At 72.5% G+C, this 22567-nt stretch carries 19 protein-coding genes and 2 pseudogenes; 12 read left to right on the top strand and 9 right to left on the bottom strand.

Annotated features, from left to right (window positions below; all coding sequences use genetic code 11):
• Positions 1-11 precede the first annotated feature (11 nt).
• From ACWD4B_RS12900 to ACWD4B_RS12875, 6 genes are all read right to left on the bottom strand, one after another.
• A complete protein-coding gene (locus ACWD4B_RS12900) occupies positions 12-1307 on the bottom strand; it encodes a type III PLP-dependent enzyme (RefSeq protein ID WP_451420801.1) in 1296 nt (431 codons plus the stop codon).
• Positions 1304-2842 (bottom strand): class I adenylate-forming enzyme family protein, encoded by a 1539-nt coding sequence (locus ACWD4B_RS12895; RefSeq protein ID WP_451420800.1) that lies wholly within the window; start codon positions 2840-2842, stop codon positions 1304-1306. The genes ACWD4B_RS12900 and ACWD4B_RS12895 overlap by 4 nt, the downstream gene beginning before the upstream one ends.
• Positions 2839-4029 (bottom strand): hypothetical protein, encoded by a 1191-nt coding sequence (locus tag ACWD4B_RS12890; protein WP_451420799.1) that lies wholly within the window; start codon positions 4027-4029, stop codon positions 2839-2841. Before ACWD4B_RS12890 ends, ACWD4B_RS12895 begins: the two co-directional genes overlap by 4 nt.
• Positions 4026-4316, bottom strand: a complete 291-nt coding sequence (locus ACWD4B_RS12885) for an acyl carrier protein (RefSeq protein WP_451420798.1) — start codon at positions 4314-4316, stop codon at positions 4026-4028. Before ACWD4B_RS12885 ends, ACWD4B_RS12890 begins: the two co-directional genes overlap by 4 nt.
• Before the next feature lie 72 nt (positions 4317-4388).
• On the bottom strand, positions 4389-5657 hold the full coding sequence (locus ACWD4B_RS12880) for a glutamate-5-semialdehyde dehydrogenase (protein WP_451420797.1): 1269 nt from the start codon (positions 5655-5657) through the stop codon (positions 4389-4391).
• Positions 5647-6948, bottom strand: a complete 1302-nt coding sequence (locus ACWD4B_RS12875) for an ATP-grasp domain-containing protein (protein ID WP_451420796.1) — start codon at positions 6946-6948, stop codon at positions 5647-5649. The genes ACWD4B_RS12880 and ACWD4B_RS12875 overlap by 11 nt, the downstream gene beginning before the upstream one ends.
• Positions 6949-7459: 511 nt before the next feature.
• Here ACWD4B_RS12875 and ACWD4B_RS12870 point away from each other — a divergent pair.
• The 7 genes from ACWD4B_RS12870 to ACWD4B_RS12840 all read left to right on the top strand — a co-directional run bounded on the left by ACWD4B_RS12870 (position 7460) and on the right by ACWD4B_RS12840 (position 14976).
• A complete protein-coding gene (locus ACWD4B_RS12870) occupies positions 7460-8461 on the top strand; it encodes a LuxR C-terminal-related transcriptional regulator (protein ID WP_451420795.1) in 1002 nt (333 codons plus the stop codon).
• Between the two features lie 322 nt (positions 8462-8783).
• Positions 8784-10112 (top strand): hypothetical protein, encoded by a 1329-nt coding sequence (locus ACWD4B_RS12865; RefSeq protein ID WP_451420794.1) that lies wholly within the window; start codon positions 8784-8786, stop codon positions 10110-10112.
• 65 nt (positions 10113-10177) lie between these two features.
• Positions 10178-11008 carry a dimethylargininase gene (gene ddaH, locus ACWD4B_RS12860; RefSeq protein ID WP_451420793.1) on the top strand — a complete coding sequence of 277 codons (831 nt, stop codon included), beginning with the start codon at positions 10178-10180 and terminating at the stop codon, positions 11006-11008.
• Positions 11009-11103: 95 nt separating this feature from the next.
• On the top strand, positions 11104-12387 hold the full coding sequence (locus ACWD4B_RS12855) for an ATP-grasp domain-containing protein (RefSeq protein WP_451420792.1): 1284 nt from the start codon (positions 11104-11106) through the stop codon (positions 12385-12387).
• Positions 12384-13676 (top strand): MFS transporter, encoded by a 1293-nt coding sequence (locus tag ACWD4B_RS12850; RefSeq protein WP_451420791.1) that lies wholly within the window; start codon positions 12384-12386, stop codon positions 13674-13676. Before ACWD4B_RS12855 ends, ACWD4B_RS12850 begins: the two co-directional genes overlap by 4 nt.
• A 188-nt stretch (positions 13677-13864) precedes the next feature.
• Positions 13865-14353: an Lrp/AsnC family transcriptional regulator gene (locus ACWD4B_RS12845; protein WP_451420790.1), complete on the top strand. Its 489-nt coding sequence runs from the start codon at positions 13865-13867 to the stop codon at positions 14351-14353.
• The gene (locus tag ACWD4B_RS12840) at positions 14350-14976 is read left to right on the top strand and encodes a LysE family translocator (RefSeq protein ID WP_451420789.1); all 627 of its coding nucleotides are present in this window, start codon (positions 14350-14352) and stop codon (positions 14974-14976) included. The genes ACWD4B_RS12845 and ACWD4B_RS12840 overlap by 4 nt, the downstream gene beginning before the upstream one ends.
• A gap of 749 nt (positions 14977-15725) precedes the next feature.
• Here the strand turns inward: ACWD4B_RS12840 and ACWD4B_RS12835 are convergent.
• Positions 15726-17267: an MFS transporter gene (locus tag ACWD4B_RS12835; RefSeq protein ID WP_451420788.1), complete on the bottom strand. Its 1542-nt coding sequence runs from the start codon at positions 17265-17267 to the stop codon at positions 15726-15728.
• A gap of 133 nt (positions 17268-17400) precedes the next feature.
• On the opposite strand from ACWD4B_RS12835, the gene ACWD4B_RS12830 reads away from it, so the two are divergent.
• Together ACWD4B_RS12830 and ACWD4B_RS12825 are read left to right on the top strand one after the other, a co-directional pair.
• The gene (locus ACWD4B_RS12830; protein WP_451420787.1) at positions 17401-18450 is read left to right on the top strand and encodes an Lrp/AsnC family transcriptional regulator; all 1050 of its coding nucleotides are present in this window, start codon (positions 17401-17403) and stop codon (positions 18448-18450) included.
• A 198-nt stretch (positions 18451-18648) separates the two neighbouring features.
• Positions 18649-19632, top strand: coding sequence for a hypothetical protein (locus tag ACWD4B_RS12825; RefSeq protein ID WP_451420786.1), 984 nt, complete (start codon positions 18649-18651; stop codon positions 19630-19632).
• Positions 19633-19871: 239 nt separating this feature from the next.
• On the opposite strand, the pseudogene ACWD4B_RS12820 reads toward ACWD4B_RS12825, so the two are convergent.
• Positions 19872-20075, bottom strand: a pseudogene (locus ACWD4B_RS12820) (zinc-binding dehydrogenase); the annotation flags it as partial.
• On the opposite strand from ACWD4B_RS12820, the pseudogene ACWD4B_RS12815 reads away from it, so the two are divergent.
• Positions 20074-20229 (top strand): annotated as a pseudogene (locus ACWD4B_RS12815) (AraC family transcriptional regulator); the annotation flags it as partial. The pseudogenes ACWD4B_RS12820 and ACWD4B_RS12815 overlap by 2 nt on opposite strands.
• Before the next feature lie 2 nt (positions 20230-20231).
• On the opposite strand, the gene ACWD4B_RS12810 reads toward ACWD4B_RS12815, so the two are convergent.
• Entirely contained in the window at positions 20232-20801 is a 570-nt protein-coding gene (locus tag ACWD4B_RS12810) for a 2'-5' RNA ligase family protein (protein WP_451420785.1), read from the bottom strand.
• A 183-nt stretch (positions 20802-20984) separates the two neighbouring features.
• On the opposite strand from ACWD4B_RS12810, the gene ACWD4B_RS12805 reads away from it, so the two are divergent.
• Complete coding sequence (locus ACWD4B_RS12805) at positions 20985-21200, top strand: ferredoxin (RefSeq protein WP_451420784.1); 216 nt, start codon at positions 20985-20987, stop codon at positions 21198-21200.
• Positions 21190-22557 carry an NAD(P)/FAD-dependent oxidoreductase gene (locus ACWD4B_RS12800; RefSeq protein ID WP_451420783.1) on the top strand — a complete coding sequence of 456 codons (1368 nt, stop codon included), beginning with the start codon at positions 21190-21192 and terminating at the stop codon, positions 22555-22557. The genes ACWD4B_RS12805 and ACWD4B_RS12800 overlap by 11 nt, the downstream gene beginning before the upstream one ends.
• Positions 22558-22567 lie beyond the last annotated feature (10 nt).

The following is a 22567-nucleotide window of genomic DNA, read 5'->3' as shown; positions in this document are numbered from 1 at the left end:
GGGGGTTCCTTTCAACGTCCCAGCTCGTGCGGAGCCGGGCGCACGAGTGCGAGTCGGGACTGGTGGACCGGCGGTTCATCGGGTCGCGCACGGTCGACCACGACTTCGGCGGGCAGCGGGTGTCCCAGGAAGCCGATCAGGCTCGCGCACAGCCCGTAGGCGCCGACGTTGGGCACCATCAGCAGGTCGCCCGGGCTCAGCCGGGGCAGCCGGGCCCGCCGGTCCCAGGTGTCCAGCGGGGTGCACAGGGGGCCGCACACCATGGTCTCCATGCGCTCGGCGGCGTCGTCGGCCGGTGCGGCGCCGGGCACCAGGTACGGGGTGAGCGGCGGCAGCCTGCGCAGTCCCGACATGCCACCGAGATGGTTGATGCCGGCGTCGAGGACCACGACCTCCTTGCCATGGGAGCGCTTGGCGTCCAGCACGGAGGTGAACAGCGTTCCCGCCGTGCCGGTCAGGTAGCGTCCGGACTCGAAGGCCAGCCGCGGCAGGCCGTCCCGCCAACCGGGCAACTCCGCGTCCAGCATGGCGGTGAGCGATTCCAGCAGCCCGTCCAGGCCGAGCGCCCCGCCGGCCGCGGCGAACGGCGCGCCGAACCCGCCGCCGAGGTCGAGGACCGTGAGTTCGACGCCTTCGCCGCGCAGCGTCGCGGCCAGGTCCCGGAAGGTGCGGACCGAGCGGGTGAACTGGGCCAGCAGGTCCGTCACGGACTGGAGGTTGGTGCCCATGTACAGGTGCAGGCCGGTCACCCGGGCGTGCGGCCGGTGGCCGAACAGGCCGGGCCGCTCCCGCACCCAGCCGGCGTCGGCGCCGAACGGCGAAGGGACGCCGGTCATCACCAGAGCCTGGCCGGGTACCGGCTGGTCGTCGTTGACGCGCAGCAGACACCGGGCGGTGACGCCCTGGGTGGCAGTGAGCCGGTCGAGCTGGTCCAGGCCCACCGGGGAGTCGACGGAGAAGTCGCGGACCCCGCGGTGCAGCGCGTACGTCACGTCCTCGTCCCGCTTTCCGGGGCCGGTGTAGAGGATCGTCCCAGCGGGCCACCCGGCGGCGAGTGCGGCGTCCAGCTCACCGGGGGAGCACACCTCGGCCCTGGCCCCTTCGCGCTCCAGGCACGCCAGAAGTGCGGGGTGGGGGTTGGCCTTCAGCGAGTAGTACAGGTCGCAGGGTGCGGGCAGGGCTGCCGTCAGCCGGGCGACGTTGTCCCGTACTTCGGCGAGGTCGTACACGTAGGCCGGGGTCGGCACGCCAGGGGGCAGCCGGGGGGCAGCCGGGGCCGGGGCGGTCGTCGTGTGCGGCGTGCTCATCGGGCTCCTCCCGGCAGGAGGGCGCCGCTGAGCACCTGTTCGCGCAGCGCGTTGCGGTCGGTCTTGCCGTTGGCCGTGAGCGGGAACTCCGCGGCGAGTAGGCAGTGTTGGGGGATCTTGAATTCCTCGATCTCCGTGCGCAGCCCGGCCAGCAACTCGGCGACCGTGAGCGTGGTGACCGCCACCAGGGTCGCCGGGCGTCCGTCCTTCGGCGGCAGCAGCACGGCTCCGTCCACGCCCGGCACCCGCCGGGCCGCGGCCTCCACCTCTATGCCGCTGACGCGAAATCCACGCTCCTTGTAGAGGTCGTCGGTGCGGCCGGTGAAGTAGAGGTAGCCGTCCTCGTCCAGCCGACCGTGGTCGCCGGTGCGGAGCTCGGAAGGGCGGCCGGGGGCGTGGGTGAAGCGCTGTGCGGTGAGCTCCGGCTGCCGCCAGTAGCCCGTCATCACGTGCGGGCCGCGAACGACGAGTTCGCCGGTCCCGCCGGGGGGCAGCCGACGGCCGTCGCCGTCTATCGCGAAGACCTCCGTTCCGGGCAGTGCCCGGCCGCTGGCGCCGGGACGTTCGAGGTCGCCGTCCGGCGGCATGATCGTGACCCGCTTGCACTCGGTGAGCCCGTACATCAGCTGGACCTGCAGTCCCGGCAGGGCGGCGCGCAATCCCGCGAGGACATCCGCGGGCATCGCAGCCCCCGTGTTGGTCAGCAGCCGCAGCCCCGGCGTCCGTTCCGGGCTGCGGCGCACCAGGCGCAGCAGCGTCTCGGCGACGGACGGAACGGCGGCCAGCACGGTGGCGCCGGTGTCCGCCAGGCTGCGCAGCAGGACGGGGCCGGTCTCGGCGGGGCGACCCAGGTGGATCCGGGCACCGCTCAGCGAGCCCAGGAACAGCTGGTAAAGGCCGTAGTCGAAGGACAGCGGCAGCGGGCAGTGGACGACGTCGTCGGTCCGGTAGGCGAGTTCGTGCTGGATCGCCCGGGCCGCGAAGAGCATCTGGGCGTGGGTGCTCACCACGGCCTTGGGCAGCGAGGTGCTGCCCGAGGTGTAGACGAGGCAGGCCGTGCCGGTGGCTGCGACCTCGGCCGGGGCCGGTGCGGGGGCGGGTTCCCGGGCCGCCCGTGCCACGTCCTCGGTGGAGACGACCGCGGTCCCGCGCGCCTCGGCCACAGCCCGGGCGCCGGGGGTGCCGGCGACGACGAGTGCGGGCTCGCAGTCGGACAGCACATGTTCGAGCGGGCGGCCTGCGGTCTGCTCATGCAGGACCGCGAAGGCCGCGCCGGTCCGTGAGACCGCGTGGCAGAGGGCGGGCATCAACACGCTGGAGGGGGCCACGACGACCACCCGGTCGCCGGGGCGCACGCCCAGGCCGTGCAGGTACGCCGCCAGGCCGCGGGAGGCGGCGGCCAGTTGGGAGTGCGTGAGCGAGTCCTCGCCGCAGGAGACGGCGGGCAGGTCCGGCCACTGTCCGGCCGCCCTGTCCAGCAGGTCGTGCAGGACCGCGGGGTGGACGGTCCGGGTGTCCGGTCGCCAGTCCGTCATGCCGCGGCCTCCTTCGTGATTCCTCGGTGCACGGCGGCCGTCAGGGCGTCCAGGTTGTGCAGGGTCTCCGGCATGAGGTCGGCGGGGTCGAATTCGAAGTGCAGGTCATGTTCGAGGAGTTCGACGATCTCGACCACGCGGAAAGACGTGAAGCCGGGCGTCTCGCTCAGCGGGGCGCCGCCCATCAAGAGGGCGGGCGTGGTGCCCAGGACGCCGGCGGCGGCGGCCGCAACGCGCTCGCGCAGGGCGGCGCCGCCCCCGCCGGCCGTGGTCGCCGGGGGCACGGGGGTGGTGGCCGGGAAGACGTCCAGGTCCGCGACCAGCAGCGCTTCGAGACGGTCGAGAACGGCGCGGGGCTCGGCCCGGCCGCGTTCGACTCGCCGGTGGGCGACGAAGACCTGCTCGGCGAGAAGCTGCCAGTCACGCACGTGTTGCTCGGCGCCGGGGTGCGTGGCGAGGCCGGCGGCTCTGCGGTAGTGCAGGTGCAGCGCCCGGGCGCGGGTGAGCAGCCAGGTCTCCAGGCAGAGCCGACTCAGGGCGGTCGCCCGGTCGCGGTGTCCGGCATAGCGGGCCAAGTACCGGTCGCGGACGGTGGCGTCGGCGTGGGTGACGGCCGGCCGGGCGGAGGGGAGGGCGCCCTCGGCGGTGAGGACGGCCGTCCGGGCGCCGTCAGGCAGGGCCGCAGCGAACTCGGCCCGGCCCAGCGTCCACTGGCCGCTCTCGGCAGCACCCCACTGCGTCACGTTGCGGTAGGCGTCGCTGACCACGACTCCGTCTCCGGCCGGGTCGGGCGCCACCAGCATGCTGTGTTCCATGTGGCGTCGGCCGAAGTAGGGCACCCAGGGCAGGTGGTAGGCGTCGGCGACGGCATAGACGGCCGTGCCATGCCGGTGGGCCCGTTCGGCGAGCTCGGCCCCGGCGATGCCCTCGGCCCGCTCCTGCGGTACGAGTCCGAGGAGCCGGCGGGCGCGGTCCAGGTGGTCGTCCAGGGAGGGTTCGACCGTGGGCAGGGCGTCGTCGTCGCCGGCCGGGTCCGGCCGGAAGACGAGTTCCGCGCCCAGCTCCAGGTGTGCGGCCGGCCCGTGGTGGTGGTCGGCGAGCACCGCCAGGTTGGCCTGCATGCAGTCCAGGGCATCGGCCCGGATGCCCCGGACGGTGTCGAGGCCGATCGGCCCGGTGCCGGTCACCCGTGCACCGGATCCGCGGCCGGGGACTGCATGACGGCGTCTACGAGGTCCGCGACGGTGGTGAGGGTGCGTCCCAGGAAGACGTCGTCGGGCAGCTCGGTGCCCAGTTCGTCCTCCAGGCTCATCAGCATGCCGAGGAGGCCGAACGAAGTGACCTTGAGCAGCGGCCCGTTGAGCGGCTCACCATCGGCGACGCGGTCCACGGGCACCGACAGCCGGGACTCGGCGATCACCAAGCGTTTGACGGCAGCGCCGACGGCGGCGCGGTCCGGGAGTACGGCAGACATGGGGCAACTTCCTTGTACGTGCACGGGGATGGCTCGGTCGGGTGCGACGCGCCGCGACGGCGTCGGGCCCGCTCAGTCGATGTCACTGCGGAGTGTGCCGTTGCCCTCGACGACCCAGCTGTGGGTAAGCAGGGACCGGAGGGTTACCGGGCCGCGGGCGTGCATCCGCCCGCTGCTCAGCGTGAGTTCGGGGCCCATGCCGAGGGTGGGTGCATCGTGCAGCCGCAGGGAGCCGTTGACGATGACGGCCGCCGCATCCACGCGGCGGGTGAAGTCTTCGGCGACCGCCGGGTCGGTGGTGACGACGCCTTCGGTGTGTGCCGAACCGTGGCGGTGGATGTGCTCGATGGCCGACTCGGCACCGTCGACGACGAGCACGCCCACGGTGGCGTCCAGGAACTCGCGCCCCAGGTCGTGGTCGGCCAGCTGCTCGATGCGGCAGCCTGGCAGCTCGCCGGGCTCGCGGCCTAGGGTCGGGTCGAGCCGGAGGGTCACCGGCCCGCCACCCCGGGCGGCCGCCCCGGTCAGGGCGTCGACGAAGGCGTCGGCCACCTCGGCGTCCACCAGGGCGAGCTGGAGGCTGTTGCACATGACCGGGTTGGGGACCTTGCTGTCCAGTGCGACGGCGGCGGCTGTCGCCGGGTCCGCCGAGCGGTGCACGTACAGGTGGTTGAAGCCGCGACCGCTGGCGATCACGGGTACGGCACTGGAGTTGCGGCAGTAGTCGATCAACGCTCGGCTCTCGCGCGGGAGCACGGCGGTGATGGCGTCACGGCGGGCCAGCAGGGATCGGAGCGTGCGGCGGTCGGCGTCGGCGAAGGTCACCAGGTCGGCGGGCAGCCCCGCGGCGCCCAGGGCCGCCTTGACCACGTCCGCCAGCACGGCGTTGGTGCACCGGGCCTCCGTGCCACCGTGCACGACGACGGCGTTGCCGAGGGCGGCCGGCAGCAGCGCCGCCTCGAACGTGAGCCAGGGCCGGGCCTCGTGGACCATGAGGACAACGCCGAGCGGCCTGGGCACGGAGCGCAGTTGCCCCCAGCCTGCCATGGGCACCGGGTCGCCGGAGCGGCAGACGTGCGGGAGCAGGTCGTGGACCTCTTCGGCGAGTGCGGCCAGCCGGTCGTACTCCTGCTCGGTCATGCGCAGCAGGCCGAGTGTGGAAGCGGGCAGGCTGCGGCGTTCGGCGTCGATTGCGTCCGCGTCGGCCGCGTCGGCCAGCCGGGGCCGGGCCTCGTGCAGCCGGGCGGCGAGTTCGCGGGTGTAGCGGGCGTAGCGGGCGTCCCCGAGGGGAGGCGCCTGCGCGAAGCCCTCGCGGGCGGCCTTCAGAAGGTCATCGGTCACGGGAGGCTCCCACAGTGTTGGCGGTCTCGGTCGGCCGGATGCACAGCTGTTCCGCGAATCGCTGGACCGCCCGGTAGTCGGCCATCACCTGTTCCCGTTGCTCATGGGCCAGGACGACCATGCCGAGGATCGAGAAGAGGTCGGTGGTGAGGGGGACCGCATCGCCATCGCTCCGGGCCATGGCAGTGCGGAAGTGGCTCGGCAGTCCGGAACAGGCTTTCATCGCCGCGGTGTTCTCCAGCGTTCCCTCCACGTGGCTGGACAGGAACACCGACATCACGGTCCTGGTCTGGCGGTAGTCGCCCTCCATCGTCCCGCCGGAGGTGAACGCGTCGGCGAGCCGGTCGACCTGGCTGCTGCCGGAGCCGAGCCGGGCGAGCTCGGGCTGGCCGCCTCCGTGCAGCCGGGCGCCGCACTCGACGAACCGGGGTCCGTCGGCCGTCATGATGACCTCGGTGTGGGCGGCTCCCCAGCGGATACCGAGGGCGTTCAGCACCTCGTGGACGTAGCCGACGAGCCGGTCATGGGCGCGGGCGTCGTGCGGCACGAACTCGACCCGGTCGTACAGGGCGATGCGGTGGCCGTGGCGGGCCTTGGAGTAGCGGGCGATGCCGCACAGCGTGTGGGCCCCGTCGTAGGAGACGGTGTCCACGGCGAACTCTGTGCCCGTCACGTATTCCTGTATGAGCACGGCCTCGTTGACCGCGCCCAGCGCGTTAATGCCGCCCAGCAGCCGCCGGAAGGCGGGCCGCCAGTCGGTGCCGGCCTCGACGAGGACCACGCCGTCGGTGCCCCCGGACTTCGGGGGCTTCAGGACGAGCGGCCGGCCGGCGAGCCCGCTGTCGTGCAGCCACTCCTGCGCCTGCTGCTCGTCGTCGGTTGCCAGGGATCGGATGACCGGCAGCCCGGCCGCGGCCACCGCTGCCTGCATCAGCCCCTTGTCGCGCCGTGCACCGGCCAGGGCGGGGGTGTTGGCGTACTGGGGGGTGAGCAGTGCGGAGAGGTGGTCGGCGATCTCCACGCCGGACTCGGCACCGGGCAGGACACACAACGGGTCCAGGGTGCGCAGGCGGTCCACGAGCGAGTCGGACCAGAGGTGGACGGCCGAGAAGTCCTCCGGGCGCAGCGGGTGGGTGCGGTAGGCGTCCTGGATGCCGGGCGAGGAGAGGATCGCGACGGCCCCGCTCCCCCGGGCGGCGAAGGCCGGGGCCCACTCGTCGCCGGAGGAGAAGGGATCGACGATCACGACCGGGCGCCCGGTGTGCTGAAGGTGCGTCACGTTCCGGCTCACGACCAGATCAGCGATGCCGCGGCAGCCTGTGCCCCGGTGCACCCGCCGGATGCGACGGGGGCAGTCACCCGGAAAGAAGCCGATCGGCCGGTTTGTCGATTCCCTCCCGATGCGGCGGCTCCACGGTCACGACGGGGGGCGGCGGCACCCAGGGCCGCGAGGGCGTTCCGGCGGGCGACCAGAGTGCGAGGGGCGGCGGACAGGCGACGGGCGACGAGCGAAGACATGGAACCTTCCGAGCTGGCTGAGCACGTACGAACGCGAGGACACGTCGAGTTCCGGACAGTCCGGGGCTGCGGGGCACGGCCAGTGCACCGCGGCGGAGTTGACCGCGGACCGCCGGCATGAGCGTCGGCGACGTCGTGCATCGTCACCCGCTGTACACGGTCAAGGCCAGAGCAGAACCGTGTCCCATACAGGCAATGGCCGGTAGAGGACGGGAAGATTTAAGGTTGATAGCCTCTCTGACCAGGGAATTTAGGGTGGGAAGCAGGAAGAGGAAGAGTCTCAGGTGCAACACCTTCACGAGAGAGCGCAGACGCTCTATGCCACCGCACTCCAGGAAGCGGACTGGGACCCGGATCGGATCCTCCAGGAGTTCGGCTGGACGCGCGCCGAACTGAACGCGGCGGAGCGGAACCTGGCCGACCTCAACCTGTTCGCACCGTCCGACGGCACTCCCAGCGGCTGGACCGTTCTGTCCCCGGAGGCGGCCGAGTACGGACTGCTCAGCAAGAGCGCCCGCCGGTCCATGGCGATCCTCGAGGAGGCGGCCCGGGTCCGGGAGGCCCTGGAGGTGCTGCACTCCGACGCCCGGCGCATCCACCGGCAGCAGTCCTCCGGCGCCCAGCTGCGGGTGGTCTCCGGCACCGAGAACGTCGCGGCGGCGCTGGACGAGGCCGCCCACCACGCCCGGCAGCGCGTCTGGTCCATGCACCCGGGCCGCGCCCTGCCCGAGGAGTCCCTCGTCGCCGGGCTGGCACGCGACACACAGGTCCTCGCCCGGGACGTCGAGGTGCGCACCATGCACCTGGCATCGACCACAGTCGTGCCGCACATGTCCGTCTACCTGAACCGGCTCGCGTACGCCGGCGCCCAGGTGCGCACCCTTCAGACGCTTCCCCTGCGGATGATCCTCATCGATCACCAGCAGGCGTTCCTGCCCGCCCCGGCCACGGGAAACGCGGATGCCCCCTCGGTACTGCTCGTCCGCAGCCCCGAGATCGTGCACGTGATGGAGCTGCTCTACGAGCACATCTGGGGCCTGAGCGTTCAGCTGCGTGACGGCATCACCGAGGACGAGGCCACGGCCGCGTGGCGGCCCACCCCCCGGCACAAGGAACTCCTGCGCATGCTCGCGGCCGGTCTCACCGACGACACGATCAGTCGCAAACTGGGCGTTTCCCAGCGCACCATCCGCCGCCTGGTGGCCGAACTGCTGGAGCAGCTGGGGGCGGAGAGCCGTTTCCAGGCGGGCGTCAACGCCATCCGGCGCGGCTGGCTCGCCGACTGACCCGGGCGACACCGCCGGAGTCCCGCGTTCCTGAGCGGGCCATTTCCTATACCGGACATCCGGTTTTCCTGGCGGTCCGGCCGGGGGCCACGGCAAAATCTGCACGGCGGTCGGGGCCGATCTTCCGTGCCCCGGACCGGCCCGGGGCACAGGACCGTCCCGGACCATCCCCTCGGGTGCTGCGCATCGGCGCGCCGCCCCGTCTCCCACCGTCTCGACACCGCGATCACGGCCTTGCGGCCTCCAGCGTGCGCCCGTTCGCCCGGACGCCTTGGCATGCCCGCAACATGGGCCGGTCACCGGTGCGGAAAGGATCACCGCCATGGCTCTGCTCCCCTACCCCAGGACCGTCGGCGACACCACGCTCCCCTTCTGGCACCGCCGCGAGCCGCAGCTGACGGCCCTCCACCTCGACCCCTCGTACGAGCGCCTCAAAGCCGCCTTCCCTGCCGCGTGGAAACACCTGGTGAAGGTGAAGGCCCTGCTCGACGGCATCACCCTCGCGGACACCAACGAGGCCTTCACCGCCGAGGAGCACGCCGTCCACGCCCGCGGTGCGGCGGCGGCGATCGGCGCCGAGTTCGCGGCGATGGCCGAGGCCGAGGACCGCCCCGGCACGGTGACCGCGGCCCGCGAGAGCGCCCGGATGTTCACCGCGTACGCGGAGACCGGCGAGTGGCCCTCCTTCGTGGTCCACCACCCCGTGCCGGGCGAGCCGTGGCTGTACTGCGGCCCGCTGAACAGCTGGGGCTCGCGCACCACCCGCATGCCGGTGAGCCTGCTCGTGTCCGTCGAGGACCCGGCCAACCAGGTCCACGTGGACCGGGTGGACGCCGCGTTCGAGACGATCGTGGCCACGGTCACCGAGGCCCTCGGCACGACCCCGCACTTCGTCGAGACCCGTAAGCCCACCATGCGCACCATGGACCTGCTGCTGGGCGGCGGCGAGATGAGCTTCGGCCACAAGAACTTCGCCCACTTCTTCCCGCTGGAGAGCCCGGGCGGCTCCGTCACGGGCGACGACTTCACCGTGGTCTTCGCCAACGTCCACCACGCCCGCCTGGAGCAGGTCTCGCTGCCGCTGCTGCGCGCGGCGCTGGGTGACGCGCGAGAGGACGCAGACCTGCCGCTGGACCGCGTACTCGCCGCCCACCTGGGCTGGTTCCGCTGCCACGACTTCGGCCACTTCTGGCGGATGGATGCCGACGCCGGCAAGACCTGGGCCGAGGGCTCCGGGCTCACCTTCTTCGAGCTGATGTCACTCGAGGAGACCTACGCCGACACCCTCGGCCTGCTGTGCGCCCGCCACATCGTCGACACTGCCGAACTGAGCGTCGCCTACAACGCCGAGCTGGTGCGCTACCTCACCCGCGACCACCGGAAGTTCGCCGACACCGTGGCCGCCGAGGTCGAGATCGGCTGGCTGGCCGAGGCGGGCCTGGAGCTGCCGGACGCACTGCCCAACTGGCTCGACAAGAGCAGCGACACCCTCGCCGAGCTGGCGCGCCTGCTGCACCGGACGCTGTGGGAGCAGGGTGCCAAGGACGTCTCCGCCCTGAGCCGGGCGGCCGAGGGTGGGCGGGCGGTGACCGCCGCGCTCGAAGGCCACTTCGACGCGCTGCCGACCGACCTGGTCTTCGTCCAAGGCTGAGTACCTCCGGACGCTCCGTCCGGCCCCGTCCCCTCCCCCGTCACGACCGTTAGGACCGCACGGACATGCCCCGGACCCCCGGCCCCGCCCGCCCGCGTCACTACCTGATGTGCCGACCGACCCACTTCGCCGTGGACTACTCCATCAACCCGTGGATGGACCCGGCGAAGCCGGTCGACACCGGTCTGGCCGTCGCCCAGTGGGAACGACTTCGGGAGCTCTACCTGTCGCTCGGCCACACCGTCGAGCTGCTGGAGCCGCTCCCCGGCCTGCCCGACATGGTCTTCGCCGCCAACGGCGCGACCGTGGTCGACGGCAAGGCCCTCGTGGCCCGCTTCCGCCACCAGGAGCGCGCCGACGAGGCGCCCGCCTACCTGGCGTGGTTCCGCGAGCGCGGCTACGAGGTCGTCCGCCAGGCCGGGTTCACCAACGAGGGGGAGGGCGACTACCTGGTGGCCGGTGAGCGGATCCTGGCTGGCACGGGCTTCCGCACCGACCGTCGCAGCCACGCCGAGGCCGCGACGGTCCTCGGTCGACCCGTGGTCACGCTGGAACTGGTCGATCCGCGTTTCTACCACCTCGATACAGCGCTCGCGGTGCTCAGTGACACCGACGTGATGTATTACCCGGCCGCGTTCTCCGCAACGAGCCTGCGCACGCTGCGCGAGCTCTACCCGGACGCGGTCCTGGCCACCGACGAGGACGCCGCCGTCTTCGGCCTGAACGCTGCGTCCGACGGCCGCCACGTCATCCTGCCGGAGGCCGCGACCCATCTATCCGGTGCGCTGCGCGAGCGCGGCTACGAGCCGATCGGTGTGGACGTCACCGAACTGCTCAAGGCCGGCGGCAGCGTGAAGTGCTGCACGCTCGAGCTGCGGGGCCCCGAAGTGGCCTGACCCGCAGAAGAGTTCATCTGTCCATCGGGCGCTGCCGGACGGAACCGGCCATCCGGCAGCGTCGCCCTCACCCGAGTGAAAGCGTGCCGAGCACCATGAAGCACTCCACTGACGGATCCTCCCCGACCGTCGCCATCGTCGACCCCTTCTCCACTGGCGCGGCACTCGCCGAGGAGTTCGCCGCCCGCGGCTGGCGCTCCGTTGCCGTCATCAGCCGGCCCGACCTCCCCGAGGGCCTGCTGTCCACCGCCCGCTGGGAACACTTCGACCGTCGTATCCCCTTCGCCGAGGACCTCGACGCCACGGTGGCCGAGCTGCGCGCCGAGAACGTCGCAGCGGTGGTGGCCGGCACCGAGATCGGCGTCGAGACGGCCGACGAACTCGCGGAGCGCCTGGGCCTGGAGGGCAACGGCACCGAACTCAGCCGCTGCCGACGGGACAAGTTCGCGATGGCCGAGCGCCTGCGCTCGCAGGGCCTGGACGCGGCGGACGGCATCCTGACCGGCGACGTGGAGGAGCTGGCCGAGTGGTTCCGGGCCCGCGGCGGCAGCCCTGTCGTCGTCAAGCCCGTAGCCAGCGCCGGGTCCGACAGCGTCACGTTCTGTACCACCGAGACCGAGGTCCGCGAGGCCTTCGGGCGCATCCACGGCCGCCCCGACCAGATCGGCGGGCACAACGCGGAGGTGCTGGGCCAGGAACTCCTCACGGGCGACCAGTACTTCATCAACACCGTCAGCCACGACGGCCGGCACCACGTCTGCGAGATCTGGCACGACGTGCGCCGCCCCATCAGCGGCCACAGCCTCGCCTACGACCTGGAACGCCTCATGCCCGCCCGGGGCCCGGTCCAGGACGTGCTGACCGCGTACGTCCTGAAGGTGCTCGACGCCCTCGGCATCCGCTACGGCGCCGGCCACAGCGAAGTCATGCTCACCGAGCGCGGCCCGGTGCTCATCGAGACCGGCGCGCGGATGCAGGGCACCATCCTGCCGTCCGGGCCAAAGGCCGGGACCGGCCACAACGTCGTCACCCGCAGCGTCGACTGCTACGCCGCGACCGAGCTCTTCGAGGAGCTGCCCGACCGGCCCTACGAGCTGGCGCGCGAGGTGCGGGTCGTGTCCCTGATCGTGCCCTTCGACGGCACCATCGACGGGGAGCTTGCCCAGGAGATCTTCGCCCTGCCCACCCTGCACGGCATCCAAGGCCGGATCGAAGGCGGCCAGGCGGTACAGCGCACCGTGGACCTGTTCACCTCCCCCGCCTCCGTCTACCTGATCAGCGACGACATCGATCAGTTGGAGCAGGACTACCTTCGCCTGCGCAAGCTGGAGGAGTCCGGCCTGTACCGCCCCGCGCCGACCCCTGCCGCCGCGCCGTGACCGGCGAGAGCACCACGGCGGAGCCGACCGAGGTTTCCGCGGCCCCGGGCCCGGAGGCCGCGGAGGGCACGTCCGGGGCGGAGACCGGCACCCGGCAGCTCGCGCTGCTGACGGCCGGACAGCTGCTCATCGGCGTCGGGTACTGGGCGGCCCTGGTGGCCGCCCAGGCCCGGGCCACCTACGGGCTGGGCTCCCAGGCGCTGTTCCTGGGCCTGCTCGGCCTGGCGTGGGGCCTGCCGTCGGCACTGACCAGCCGGTTCGTCGGCAACGCGATCGGCAGCCGAGGCCCTCGGATCGTCGGCGTCATCAGTTGTCTGGTGAGCGCCGCTGCCTCGCTCGCCCTGTGCGTGAGGAACACGGAGGGCTGGCTGCTCGGGCTGACCCTGGTGTGCGGCCTGGGCCGGGCCTTCGCGCAGCCCGCCATCGACGCGATGCCCGCTCACCTGCTGCACCGCGTCTCCGACGCGCGGGCCAGCGTATGGCTAGGCTTCGCAGCGAACGTCCCCGTGGTGGCCGGTCCCGCCGTGGCCGCCGCCGCCACGGCGGGCGGCGGCCCGGGGCTGGCGTTCCTCGTCAACGCCGTGGCCTGCGTTGCGGCTTCGGTGGTCCTGCTCACCCTGCGCACGAGGGCGCCCGAGGAGACGGCCGGGGAAGCGGCAGCGGCCGGAGCGGCGAACAACCGGCGGGGACTGCACCGCTTCGGGCAGCTCGACGCGACGACCGCCGTGCTGGGGCTGACGCTCATCGTGTGGATCTCCTACGGCTGTTACAGCGTTCTGGAGCTGCTGTACATCAAGGAGGTCCTCAAGGCGTCGGTCTCCACCTTCGCTCTCACCCAGGGCCTCTACGGCGTCGGTCTGATCACCACGAGCCTCGTCCTCACCCGGGCCGAGTCCCTGCTCAGCCTGCGCAACGTGCTGGCGGTGACAGTGCTGGCCGTGGCCGTCAGCGAGGTGCTGTACGTCGCCACGGCGAGCCTGACCGTGTGCATCATCGGCTCGTTCCTGTGGGGATGCGGTGCGTCGCTGTTCGGCCCTGCCTGCCGGGTGGCCCTGCTCCGCGGCACTCCGCCGGAGCAGCACGGCACGGCGATGGCGCGCTGGCGGGCGACGCAGGCCACCGGCAGCCTCGCGCCGCCGATCGTGGCGGGCTTCTTCGCCGACGCTGTGGGCGTGCAGGCCGTGATGATCGGTTCGTCAGTCCTGGTCGCCGCAGTCGGCGTCCTGGCCTTCGTCGATCCGGTCCGGCGCCATCTCAACGCCGGCACCTCCAGCCGGCGTAAAGCCTGACCCGATCCCTTCTCTCCCCCCGACACCCCTTCGGCGCACAAGCGCGCCGAAGGGGTGTTCGCGTTGTGCACCCCCGGCCCCCTCCCCCTCGAAAACAACCTTGCCAACGAATCGATCTCTACATAACCTCTGAGCTAACAAACTTTAGGACTTGGCAGGGTGAGTTGAACGATACGATGGCTTCAGAGTTGGATGACATCGATGTACAGATCCTCAGAATCCTCCAGGCGGACGGGCGGGCGACCCACGCGGCCATCGGCAAGGCCGTGGGGCTCACCGGCCCCTCCGTCTACTCCCGGATCAGGCGTATGGAGCGCGACGGCGTGATCCGCGGCTACACCACGCTCATCGACCCCCGCGCCCTCGAACAGGACCTCGTCGCGCACATGCGCGTGGGCACCCACGCCGACGAGAACGAACAGCAACCCTTCGAGAGGTTCGTCCACGACGAGCCGCAGATCCTCGAATGCCACGACGTGGACGGCGAGGACAGCTACGTGCTGAAGATCCGCACCGCTACCCCCCAGTCCCTGCGCCGGCTGCTGGCCCGCATCCGGGCCATCCCCGGCGTCACCCGGACGGTGACCTCCATCGCCCTGGAGACCATCAAGGAACCCACCGCCAGCGCCCACCTCACCGCCCCGCAGCAGCCCGGAAACAAGGAGAACCCCGCATGATCCAGGTGCTCTGGCTCGGCGTCCTGCTCGGGGCGGGCGCTGCGCTGTCGGTCGGCCCGATCTTCGTCACCATCCTCCAGGTCGCCGCCACCCGCGGCTTTCCGGCTGCGCTGCGTGTCATCCTCGGCTCCGCCACCGCCGACCTCATCCTGCTGCTGCCCGCCCTGGCGTTCGCCTGGATCATCACGGCCATCGCCCAAGCCTCCTTCTGGGTGGGCCTGGCCGGAGCCGCCTGCTTCCTCTACCTCGCGATAGCCGCCGCCCGCGACGCCCGTTGCCTGTGGCGGGGCGAGACTGTTCCCGCCGTGAGCGAGTCGTGGGCGTTCTGGAAGGGCGTCACCGCCAACCTCGCCAACCCACTCACCTGGACCTTCTGGCTCGCCACCGGCACACCCACGATGCTCCAGGCCCAGCACCTGGGGGGCTGGCACGGCCTCGCCCTGTTCACCGCCACCTGGTTCCTCGTCGCTTCCGGCCTGGAGGCCGTCTTCGCCCTGGCTGTCGCACGCTCCGGCCGCCGCCTCGGCGCCCGTGGCCAGAGCCTGGTCACCGCCCTGTCTGCGGTACTGTTCGTCGCCCTCGCCGCCACCTTCGTCGCTCGGGACGTCGCAGGAGTCGCCTGACCGCGCGTCACCCGTAGACGGACCGCAGCGGAACGGGCCAGGGTCACGGCGTGCAGGTGGCCCAGCCGCCACTCGTGCCGCACGTGAACGGAGGAGGTCGCGAGCCCGGCCGCGCACAGCGGCCTCGAACGCTCCGGCCCCGACTCGGCGACGGCCCGCACCAGCGCATCGTTGATGCGGTTGATCTCTTTGCGGACCTCGTTCAGATCGGGACGGCGCGCTGGCACCGTGGCCGGGGCCGCCTCCCACTGGCGGAACAGCCCTCGCTGGACGATCTCGTTCGCCTCGATCCGGCCCCCGGAAGACGCGTACGGCCCGAGCCGGGCCGACACCCTCCTGCCGGGCCTGCCCGGCCACGGAGTCCAAGACCGACCTGCTACTCACGCGCGGGGGCGTCGCCGGGGCTCCCCGTGCCGCAGTCGGCCGTGACCACCAGGGCCACGGTCACGAGGCGGCCGGCCGACAACCGTGCCAGTGTGCCGAGTTGACTGTAGCGTTACGTAACAGGGGTCTGTACCGGTGGAGTTGCGGCATACGGGGCCGCAACGACTGTCGGCCGGTGGCGGTCAGGAACGCGGTGCCGGCCGCGAGTACGGCCCGGCGGGCGGTCGATGTCTTCGCACGGCTTCACAGTTCCTTCCCCACGGGCATCGTCACCACTCTGCCCGCCCACCGGCCCGTCCGACCACCGGCATCGCGAGTGCGGCACCACTCCCCACCGCACCCGCCGAAGCCGAAGCGTCAACCACTCAGGCAGCACCCACAGCTGATGGAGCGTCACCCCGCTGCGCCGCCGCCCGCGGCGGCCGCGCAGGAGCCGCCGGCCGGCGGACCAGCGCCAGGGCCACGAGCCCGCCGAGCACGCCCAGCACCCCGGAGACCCAGAAGACGTCCCGCAGGCCGTCGGCGAACGCGGCGTGGACCAGCTCCTGCACCGCGCCCCGCTGTCCGGGCGCGGTGTGCGCGATCAACGGGCCGGCCTGGCCGCCGGCGAGCGCGTCCGCGGAGACGCCGCCCCCGTGGTCCCGCACGGCCCTGGAGAGGCCGGCGTGGAAGACCACGCCCAGCACCGCGATGCCCAGGGCGTTGCCGAGCTGGCGTGCGGTGTTGACCGCGCCGCTGGCCATGCCGGCGCGCTGCGGCGGCACCGCCGCCATGGCCGTGGACGCGAGCGCCGGGGTGCTGAGACCGACCCCGGCACCGGTCACCGCGAAACCGGCCACCAGCACCGTCCAGGTGGAGCCGGCGTCGATGACGGTCATCAGCAGCGCACCGCCGCCGATCAGCAGCATGCCCACGCCCAGGACGAACCGCGGCGAGACGCCGTGCAGGAAGCGCCCGCCGAGCGAGGCGACGACGAAGGACGCGACGCTCATCGGCAGGCACGCCAGGCCGGCCGTCACCGGGCCCATGCCCCGCACGGACTGCAGCCAGAGCGAGGTGTAGGCGAGGTAGGAGAACGCCGCGACCGACAGCAGCACCGCGGTGATCATGAGGCCGGTGAACGAACCCCGCCGGAACAGGGCGAGGTCCAGCATGGGCTGCGCCCGGCGCGGCTCGATCAGCAGGAAGACCAGCAGGGCCAGGGCGCCCAGGCCGAACAGGCCCAGGGTGGCGCCGGAGGTCCACCCGTAGTCGGTGCCCTTGATCAGTGCGTAGGTGACGGCACCGGCCGCCACGGTGAAGGCGGCCATGCCCGGCAGGTCCATGCCCCGGCCCGGGCCCCGGGCGGCGCCGTCGGCCGGCGCCTGCACGTAGCGCAGGGTCATGACGATGGCGAGCACGCTGATGGGCAGGTTGACGAAGAAGATCCAGCGCCAGTCCAGGTACTCGGTCAGCAGTCCGCCCAGGATCGGTCCGGCCGCCGACGCGGCACCGCTGACCGCGCCCCAGACGCCGAACGCCACCCCGCGGTCCCGGCCGTGGTAGAGGCGGGACACCAGGGCGGTCGTGGTGGCCAGCATGGCCGCGCCGCCCACGCCCTGGACGCCGCGGAAGGCGATCAGCACCGCCGGGTCGGTGGCCAGGCCGCAGGCCAGCGAGGCCAGGGCGAAGACCGCCACCCCGGCCACGTACACCCGGCGGTGGCCGATCCGGTCGGCGAGCGACCCCAGCCCCAGCAGCAGCGCGGCCAGGGCCAGGGCGTAGATGTCCATGACCCACTGGAGGTCGGAGAACGACGTGTGCAGACTTCCGGCCATGTCGGGGAGTGCCACCACGACGATGGTGACGTCCACCAGCAGCATGAAGGTCCCCAGGCACACCGCAGCGAGCGGCAGCCACTTGCGCATCAGAGCACTCCTGAAATCTCTTGACCGAACCGAAGGAAAGTCCGGCCAACCTCACACGCCGCGACTGGATCCCGAACCCAGCAGGCAGGTCCTGACGGATTTCCATGATGGACACCTCTGTCATGATGGAAATATGAAGACCATGGCCACGGCCGACACCGGCTCCGCCTCCGCCCCCGCTCCCGCCCCCGGGGAGCAGCTGGACGCGCTGGACCGCCGGCTGATCCACGCCCTGTCCCTCGACGGCCGGGCCTCGTTCAGCCGCCTTGCGGCCGTCCTGGGCGTCACCGACCAGACGGTCGTCCGCCGCTACCGGCGGCTGCACGGTGAACGGCTGCTCCGTGTCATCGGGCTCCCGGTCACCGACCGGCTGGGCATGTCGGAGAACTGGCTGCGCATCCAGTGCGCCCCGGGCGCCGCCGTGCCGATCGCCGACGCGCTGGCCCGCCGCCCGGACACCGGCTGGGTGAAGATCCACTCCGGCGGGTCCGAAGTGGCCTGCGTGGTCCGCTCCTTCAGTGCGGACGAACGCGACGCCCTCCTGTTCCAGAAGCTGCCCCGCACCCAGCACGTCACCGGTGTCACCGCGCAGAGCCTGTTGCACATCTACACCACCGCGACCCCCAGCCGGTGGCTGGGCGTCGGCGGCCTGACCGAGGAGGAGGTCCGGGAGCTGGAACGCCCGCAGCCCGCCGGGGACGAGGAGATCCGGCTCGATGCCGCCGACCGCGTCCTGCTGGACCTCCTCGCCCGGGACGGCCGCACCGGCTACCCCGAACTCGCCCGGGCGACCGGCCGGTCGGAGTCCACCGTCCGCCGCCGGCTGGAACACCTGCGGGAGGCCGGCGTCCTCTACTTCGACGTCGAGATCCTCCCCGTGCACTTCGGACTGGCCGTCCAGGCCGCCCTGTTCGCCACGGTGGCCCCGCACAATCTGGACGAGGCGGGCCGTGCCCTCGCCCGGCACCCCGAGATCCCCTGGGTGGCCGCGGCCACCGGCACCACCAACCTGGTGGGCACGATCGTCTGCCGCGACCGCCGTGCGCTCTACACCTATGTGACCGAACGCATCGGCGCGCTGAGGACCGTCCAGCAGCTGGAGATCGTCCCGGTCCTCCGGCACGTCAAGCGGGCCGGCCTGCTCACCGACGGCGCCCGGCTCTGGGAGCCGCCGGCCCGGTGACGCCACCGCGCCACCACGGCGTCCCGTCAGGGGCGCGGGGAACTGCGCGACCAGCCGCAACGCGCCTGCAGCTGACGTACGGCGCTTCCCCCCAGCTACCACTGGGAGGCAACCCCCAAGGGCGGTGCGTCGACTGCAGGCCGTCTTCGGCTGGTCGCGCAGTTCCCCGCGCCCCTTCAGGGCGCGTAGGCTCTCCCGATGATCACCGGCACCACACCTCCCCTCGACGAACTCGCCGACTCCTGGAGCGAGATCCACGAGGACTACGACGACCTGCACAACGACGCGTACGACCGGGCGGTCCTCGACTGCGCCGCGCGGCTGTCCGCCGACCCCGGCGGGGAGTCGGCCCTCGCGTGGACGATCGGGCTGGTGCTGATGGCGCCTTACGTCGCCTGGGGAGAGGACGACGACGTCGCGCCGCACGTCAAGGCGGCGCTGGAGGCCGCCGACCGCGCGCTGCGCGACCGGCCCTGCGACCACGACGGGCACCCGTACCAGGAGCACGACGCCGACTACGACCTGGACCTCGCCGAGTTCCCGTACCAACTCGCCGACGAGAGTGCCGACTGGGACGAGGACCACTCCCGGGAGCAGTGGCTCTGCCCGCGCAACGTGGCCGGATTCGCCCGGATCGCGCTGGACGTCGTCGATCCCGGATCGGTCACCGGCATCCCGCCCCGCCTGCCCCTGATAGACCGGGGCAGCATCGACACGTTGTCGGCGATTCTGCACGGCTACCCGGAGCCGGGGACGGACGTCGGCGAGGAGATCTCCTCCGTGGCGTTCGACCTGCGGACCGCCGGCCCGGCGGACCGGCCCGGATGTCTGCTGATCGTCATGGCGGTCACCTGGTACGCCGTCTCCGACTTCGTGGACGACGCATCCCTGCTCGACGAGCTCGTCTCGGCACTGGAGGAGACGCTGCCGCACTTCGCCGACGCGTCGTGCACGCACGGCGCGCATGTGCAGCCGCCCGGCAGCGGCCCGGCCGCGGTGGAGGTCGGCATCATGCTGACCAGCCCCGGCGGGCGCGCCCTCTACGAACAGGGCCTCAGGGAGGGCCGGGACGCCCCGCTGGAGCACCTGCTGTGCCCCGTCGCCCTGACGGAGATCGCGGAGGAGTCGCTGAGCGCGCTGCGTGCCCGGCGCGACGAACTCCGGGGCGACACAGGCCAGTAGGCCAGTAGGGCCTGTCCGGCGGATCTTGGTCACGCGGCACCAAGGCGCCCCGTCAGGGGCGCGGGGCCGTTGACACATGCGGCTCCGCCGCGTGGGCGCGACCAGCCACAGCCGACCCGCAGCCGACGCACTGCCCCAGGGGCCGGGGCGAAGCCCCGGGGCGCACCGCGTCGACTGCGGGCGCGTCCCCGCGCCCCTGACGGGGCGCGAAGATCCGCCGGACACCCCCTGGGCCAGGGTCAGGGCGCCACGGACAGGACGATCTTTCCGGTGGTGCGGCCCGTCTCGCCCAGCCGGTGGGCCTCGGCGGCGTCCTCCAGGGGGAACACGGCGTCGACGATCACGCGCAGGCGGCCGCTCCCGACCAGCTCGGTGATCTCGTGCAGGCCCTGCCGGTCGGGCTCGACGAGCATGAACACCGCCCGGATTCCGGCCGCTTCGGCCCGCCACTGCCTGGAGACCACCGACTGGCCCGTCGACCTGGTCGCCCACCGCTCCGGCCTCGGCACCGGCGCCTCGCTGCGCCGGCACCTCCACGCGGCCATCGGCGTGAGCCCCCAGGCGTACCGCCGCACCTTCCGCCCCGCCGTCGGCTGACGTCAATCCGTCGGCAGCCGGTGGACGTTGCCCGTGCCCAGCGCGATCACGGCCCGGGGCCGCATGGGTTCCTCGCCGCGCCGGGAGAGCAGGACGACGTCCTCGACCGCGGCCGACAGCGTGCCGAGCCGGGCGGCGCACTCGGCGGCCAGGTTTTCGGGGTCCTGCGTGCGGCCGAGGGACAGGTGCGGGGTGAACCGGCCATGGCAGAGCGGGAACCGTCGTCCCAGCTCCCGGTGGAGCCGGACCCACGGCGCCGGCCCGGCCGCGGCCGGGTCGAGCCAGACCGTCGCGAAGTGCCGGTGCCGGAAGTACCGCACGCCGGCCAGCCGTGCCGTGAACGCCGCGCTCTCCGCCGCGGCGGCGGAGAGCAGCGGCACGGCCTGCGCGAACTCCTCCTCGGGTACGAAGCCGAACAGCAGGTTCACGTGCGGCGGCCAGCGCCGCACCTGCGGGTCGTGCTCCCACCGGATGTCCTGGATCACCGGCCAGAGCCCCTCCGGCGGCAGCCACGCCACCGCGGTCCGGGGCGTCGGCGCCGCTTCGAGCACGTCCATCGGGTACCCGTCCACACCGCCATGATCCGGGCCGCGCCCGGGCTTCGCGCCCCCGAAGGGGCGCGGGGCGGTTATCTATGCGGCTCCGCCGCGTGGGCATGCCCCCCCCGAACGGAGCAGCACCACCGGCGCCGTCGCCCGGGCGGGCGTAGGAAGGGAGGGTGGGGAACGGCGTCGCGCCAGGAGGAGCGGTCCGGGATGCAGATCGTGGTCGATCTCAATCGGTGCCAGGGGTACGCCCAGTGCGTGTTCCTCGCCCCGCAGGTGTTCGAACTGCACGGCGAGGAATCCCTGTTGTACGTGCCCACGGTGCCGGAGGGCCAGGACGAGCGGGTGCTGCGGGCCGCGGCGGCCTGCCCGGTGCAGGCCATCATGGTCGGCGAACAGGCGGGAGACGGCGCCGGTGTCCGGTGAGATGCGTGACGGGCGGATCGTGATCGTCGGAGCGTCCCTGGCCGGGCTGCGCGCGGCCGAGACGCTCCGCGAAGAGGGGTTCGAGGGCGAGCTGACCCTGGTCGGGGACGAGCCGCATCCCCCCTACGACCGGCCGCCGCTGTCCAAGCAGGTGCTGCTCGGCAGGGCGGGTGCCGAGCAGTGCGGGCTGCCCGGCCGCCGCACACTGGACGCGACGTGGAAGCTCGGCGTGGCCGCCACCGGGCTCGATCCCATCGGAAAGAACGTGCTGCTGGCCGACGGCGAGCATCTGCCCTTCGACCGGCTGCTGATCACCACCGGCACCCGGGCCCGGCCCTGGCCGAACCCCGAAGAGGGCGCACTGGAGGGGGTGTTCACGGTCCGCACGAGCGACGACTCCGCCCGCCTCGCCGCGGCCCTGGACGCCGGGCCCGGCCGTGTCCTGGTCATCGGGGCCGGGTTCACCGGTTCGGAAGTCGCCTCGGCGTGCCGGGAACGCGGCCTGGAGGTGACCGTCGCCGAGCGTGGCCGGGCGCCCCTGATCGGTGCACTGGGCGGGACGGTCGGCGACTGGGCCACGAAGCTGCAGCGCGCGCACGGCGTCGACCTGCGCTGCGGAGTCACCGTGACCGCGCTGAAGGGCGGCAACGGCCGCCTCACCGGTGCCGAACTCTCCGACGGGAGCCGGATCGAGGCCGACGTCGCCGTGGTCTGCCTGGGCGCGGTCCGCAACACCGAGTGGCTGGCCGACTCCGGCCTCGCGGCCGGTCCCCGGGGCGTGGCCTGCGACGCGGGCTGCCGCGTCTTCAACATGTACGGCATCGTCACCGACGACGTCTTCGTCGCCGGTGACGTGGCCCGTTTCCCCCACCCGCTCTTCGAGTACCAGCTGATCGCCCTGGAGCACTGGGGCAACGCCGTCGCCCAGGCCGAGGTGGCGGCCCACAACATGATCAGCCCCGGCCCGCGCCGGCGGCCCCACCTGGCGGTACCGACCTTCTGGTCCAGCCAGTTCGGCCTCAACATCAAGTCCGTCGGCGTGCCGACCTTCTCCGACCAGGTGGTCCTCGCCCAGGGCTCGCCGGACGAGCGCCGCCTGGTCGCGGTCTACGGCTACCGGGGCCGTATCACCGCCGCGGTGACCGTCAACCGGGCCAAGTGGCTGGAGCACTACGAGCGTCTCATCGAGACCGCGGCCCCGTTCCCGCCCGGCCCCGGCGCCGCCGACCACCTCACGGATCGCACGCCCGTCCCCTCCGACGTCCCGGACCCCAGGGTCCTCACCCACGGCCCGACCGTGGCCCTCACCGGCCATCTGCCGGACCGCCGCCTGACCCTCATCCGGCCCGCAGGCTGACGACACCAGG

It is taken from the genome of Streptomyces sp. NPDC002536 (assembly GCF_053594995.1).
Note: the sequence above shows the minus strand (reverse complement) of the source record. Positions and strands in the feature narration are given on the sequence as shown.